We start from the raw sequence: 4,195 nt of genomic DNA, 5'->3' as shown, positions 1-4,195 counted from the left end.
CATTACCTGCGCCATCACCTGCGGCTTTGCTGGGACTCACCGGTCTGTTGCCGCAGATCAGACCCGGTGGTGAGTGAGGCGTGTGGCTCTGACTTCCCCCTGAAACCGCCCCTTGCAGGATGGAGAGGGCTGGTTTCGTGGGGAACGCTTCCCCGCCGCTGGCCGGGGCGAGGGCGCGCCGCTGGCCCGGCGCCCGGGCCCGGGCGCCGGGCCCGGGGCGGGGCCTGCGCTGAGGGTGGTGGCATCGCGGGCTGGGCGCCGTCCTTTTGGCGTTGCGGCGGGGGTTGCGCCGGGCGTTGCAAGGGCCGTTGCGCCAGGCGTTGCGAAGGGCGTTGCGAAGGGCGTTGCGCACCGTCCGGCGGCCGATCTGCGTCTGCCCTGGTCACGGGCGGTTTTACGGGCGCCGGCCGGTCTGACTTCTCCTGTGTGGGGGGCGGTAGGGGTTCAGCTGGTCCCTGCGCGGGTGGGCCCGCCTCTTCGGCCGTCGCGGGGCGGCCTTGGGGGGACGCTGGCGCTGCGCCGGTGGCGCGCCGCCCCGCCGGGCCGCCGGGACGGGGCGCCCGGCGGCGTCAAGAGTGTCCCCGGTCACCGCGGGTCGCTGGTTACGATGACGCGGTGAGCCGCATCAGGGCGATGTCCGCCTCGTCTCAGCCGCAGCCGGTGCTGCGGCTGTCGGCGTTGCTGGTGCTCACCGTTGTGCTCGGGCTGCTGGGCATGCATGGCCTGGCCGCCGGCAGCGCCACACCCGTCTCCAGCATCGGCCCGCACGCCGCGCACCACATGATGGCGGCCGAGCCCGGTCATGCGTACGCCTGTCACGACACCGGCGATCCGGCAGGGCATCACGGCGCCCACGCGGACCAATTGTGCGTCTCGGGTGCGATCCCCGGCTCCGTAGAGGTACCGGCCCTGACGTCGTCGATTCTGGAGGCGTCGGCCCGGCTGCAGCGCGTCGTGGTCCCGGCCCCCAGGGAGTCGGCCAGCGGACGCGCTCCCCCCTCATTGGCGGAACTCCAACTCCTGCGGATCTAGAGGCACCTCGCGGAACGGCACTCGCCCTCAGGGCGTGGATCGCCGGTCCGCACGACGGCATGCCCCCAATCTCAGCAAACACAGGAGTTACCTCAACCATGCACGCCAATCGTTCCCTTGCCCGTCGTGCTTCCCTGGTCGTCACTGCTGCGGCCGCCACGGTGGTTCTCGCCGCCTGCGGGGGTGGCAACGACCACTCCGGAGCCGCGCACAACACCTCCAGCAACACCGCGACGGCATCGTCCTCCGCCTCGGTCGGCCAGTACAACCAGGCCGACGTGTCCTTCGCGCAGCAGATGATCCCCCACCACCGTCAGGCCGTCGCCATGGCTGGTATGGCCGCTTCACACGGCGCCTCCAGCGAGGTCAAGGCCCTGGCCGAGCAGATCGAGAAGGCACAGGACCCGGAGATCGAGACGATGTCCGGATGGCTGAAGGCCTGGGGTGCAAAGGTTCCCGACGCCATGGAGGGCATGCCGGCCATGGGCGGCATGGACCATGGCGACCATGCCTCCATGCCCGGGATGATGGGCCAGGAGGACATGGACAAGCTGGATGGCGCCCTCGATAAGGACTTCGACCGCATGTTCCTGACCATGATGATCGAGCACCATGAGGGTGCCGTCGACATGGCGAAGACGGAGCAGCAGAAGGGCGCATCCCCGGACGCCATGTCCATGGCGGGTGACATCGTCAGGGCTCAGACCGTGGAGATCGCGCAGATGCGGCAGATGCTCGGCGCCAGCTGATCACACGACCATGTGCGGGGGGCGGGCCCTGGGCCGGCCCCCCGCACTCGGCAGTGCAGCGCCCGCTACCCGTCGCGGGAAGTCATGGTGCTGCTGTACGGCCGTGTGCCGCCTTGCGTCAGCGGCAGTGCGGGATTGGTGCCGCCCGATGTCAGTGGGCTGCTCACGGCGGGCGCAACGGCCGGGTCGGGCTCCCTTACGTGGGAGCCCGGCCCAGCTTGTCATCGTGCGGCGGCTACCAGCGCATGCCGAGGGCGTCGAGTTCGGCCCGCCGGTCCTCGGTCAGCTTCTCGGCGCGGCGGCGGGCGTTGTCCACGAACTGGCCGAGCTTGACCTCGGTCACGGTTCCGTCAGGCTCAGCGAGCTGCTCCACGTGCTTACGAGGCACCTGCAGGCTCCCCTCGCGGGCGTGGAACTGCCGGGCCGCCCGAAGGTTCACCGCCCACTTGTCGGCCTGCGTACGGGGCGCTGGCGGCCTCTCCGAGGGTTCTGCGGGGCCGAGGTGGAGCATGTTCTGAAGCATCCAGGCCTGCGCGGGCAGCAGCTGCTCCCAGTCCAGGCGCTGCGTCTGGACCCATGCCCCGAGGTCCTCGCCCTGCACGCTCACCTGGCCCGGCACGGTCGGCAGCGGCTGACCGTCCTCGATCAGCTTCCGGCACAGCCGGTAGGAGCGTTGCCAGGTCACGGGCCAGGTGGGGCACCAGGATGGGTCGATGGCTTCCAGCGCATCGCGGCGTTCCTCGGACAGGGCGCCGGTGGTGGAGCCGGCGGGCAGCCCGGCTTCGCGGCGCTGCGCGATGCTGTCGGCGAGCCTGCCGGCGGTTCGCTGGTTCTTGGTCCAGACGCCTACCTGCGATGTATCGGCTTCATGTCAGTGAGCTCATGGCAGTGACGGTTGATCAGGAGATGGATGTTCTCGCAGGTCTCTGGCCTATGACGATGTCTGGCTGCTGACACGAGGTGGTGTTTTGCGTGTGGGCGGCTGACACGGAGTGGTACCTCCTCAGGTAGCTCACTGTCATGCAGGCGGTACATCGCAGGTGGGAATGCTCGGGGACAGTCTCGACAAGGCCGTGCAGGGCGCGTTCACTCGCCCGATCCCGAAGTCGGCCCCGGCGCAGATGCGTTACCTGGTCAAGCAGCTCAAGGGCACCAAGGCGGTTGCCGAGTTGCTCGGTGTGTCGCAGCGGACCGTGGAGCGCTACGTGAAGGACCAGATCAAACGGCCTCGCGCCGACTTGGCCGCCCGGATAGAGCGCGAGGTCCGCCAGCGGTGGCAGCCGCAGGTCCGCGCGAGGGCGAAGCAGGCTGCGGCCACCACGGGCGGCATCGTCATCGACACCCGCGCCCGCTTCGGCTTCACCGCCGCCCCCGGCAGCACCGACGACGCCAGGCTGCGCCTGATCACCCAAGCCCTCCCACCCCAGTACGCGGCCCGCCTCTTTGAAGCCCAAGACCAAGGCGCCGGCGAACAGCAGCTGCGCGCGATCGCAGCCGAAGGCCTGCAGGAGATCTACTTCCGCGACCGCGGCCGGCGCGCCGCCGGCCTCGAGGTGGAGTTCACCGACATCGACTACATCGACTTCGAGCTGTAGAAGGCGGGGCCGGACACTCCCCCACGGTTTCCGGCCCCGCCCGTTGCCTTGGGGTCCCCGCTTCCCCTTCGGGGGCGCGACGGACCTGTTCGCAACAGGACGGGTTGGAACGACCGCCGGGCTGCAAGGCGGTATGACAATACCTCGGGCATATGCGATGGAGTGTTCGGCGGCATCGACTTCGAGTTGTAGGCGCGCAGCCAGTTTCGGGTGTGGCTGGGCAGACCACCCCGCGGCGGATTCCGGCCGCACCCGGGCAGCGACGACAGTGTCGGCTTCTTTCCCGGCGGCGTACCGGTCACCGGATGTGCCGGGAAAATGCGAGGTGCCGGGGGTCTGAGCCCGAAACCCTTTCCGCATTGTGGCGCCTGAAATCGATTGTCTGCCGCGGATGATCTATACGTTCCGGGAATTGTCTGGGATGGGGTGAGGGGTGGTGTGTTTCTGGTGTGGGCTGGGTTTGCCGATATGGTGCTCGGTTGGCGTGGGCTGCCGGTGTGGGTGTGGCCCCTTTGGGTGTTGCCGGGAACGCCGGGCTTTCTGCCAGGTTTTCGGCGCTGTGCTTGCCGGTGCTGTGTTTGTCGTGCTGTGTTGGGGAGGGTGTGGGCGTGGGCGTGGGCGTGCATTGGGATGTTGATTTGCCTGAGTGGTTGCAGTGGCTTGCGCCGGTGGTGGTGGGGGATAAGTTCCCGCGGGGTGATGTGCCTGGGTTGCGGGCGTTGGGTGAGGTGTGGGACGGGGTGAGGCGGGGCCTGGCGTCGCTGGAGCGGGAGTTTGGTCCGTCGGTGCGGGGGGTTTTGGACAGTGTGGGTGGGGATG

At 69.1% G+C, this 4,195-nt stretch carries 5 protein-coding genes; 4 read left to right on the top strand and 1 reads right to left on the bottom strand.

Annotation, left to right across the window (positions count from 1 at the left end; all coding sequences use genetic code 11):
* Positions 1-615: 615 nt before the first annotated feature.
* On the top strand, positions 616-1,032 hold the full coding sequence (locus PV350_RS45120) for a DUF6153 family protein (RefSeq protein ID WP_500339129.1): 417 nt from the start codon (positions 616-618) through the stop codon (positions 1,030-1,032).
* A 98-nt stretch (positions 1,033-1,130) separates the two neighbouring features.
* Entirely contained in the window at positions 1,131-1,781 is a 651-nt protein-coding gene (locus PV350_RS45115) for a DUF305 domain-containing protein (RefSeq protein ID WP_500339128.1), read from the top strand.
* 235 nt (positions 1,782-2,016) lie between these two features.
* Here the strand turns inward: PV350_RS45115 and PV350_RS45110 are convergent, their stop codons facing one another.
* Entirely contained in the window at positions 2,017-2,466 is a 450-nt protein-coding gene (locus tag PV350_RS45110) for a helicase associated domain-containing protein (protein ID WP_500339127.1), read from the bottom strand.
* A 361-nt stretch (positions 2,467-2,827) separates the two neighbouring features.
* Between PV350_RS45110 and tpg the strand changes: the two genes are divergently transcribed.
* Together tpg and PV350_RS45100 are read left to right on the top strand one after the other, a co-directional pair.
* Positions 2,828-3,376: a telomere-protecting terminal protein Tpg gene (gene tpg, locus PV350_RS45105; protein ID WP_500339126.1), complete on the top strand. Its 549-nt coding sequence runs from the start codon at positions 2,828-2,830 to the stop codon at positions 3,374-3,376.
* Between the two features lie 608 nt (positions 3,377-3,984).
* Positions 3,985-4,195: hypothetical protein (locus tag PV350_RS45100; protein WP_500339125.1), on the top strand; the 211-nt coding region annotated here is incomplete at its 3' end.

Origin of the sequence: Streptomyces sp. PA03-6a, assembly GCF_033792765.1 — a bacterium.
Classification (GTDB): domain Bacteria; phylum Actinomycetota; class Actinomycetes; order Streptomycetales; family Streptomycetaceae; genus Actinacidiphila.
Note: the sequence above shows the minus strand (reverse complement) of the source record. Positions and strands in the feature narration are given on the sequence as shown.

Coding starts and splice junctions, on each gene's coding strand:
- PV350_RS45115 (WP_500339128.1), top strand. CDS start 1,131: ATGCACGCCAATCGTTCCCTTGCCCGTCGTGCTTCCCTGGTCGTCACT.
- tpg (WP_500339126.1), top strand. CDS start 2,828: ATGCTCGGGGACAGTCTCGACAAGGCCGTGCAGGGCGCGTTCACTCGC.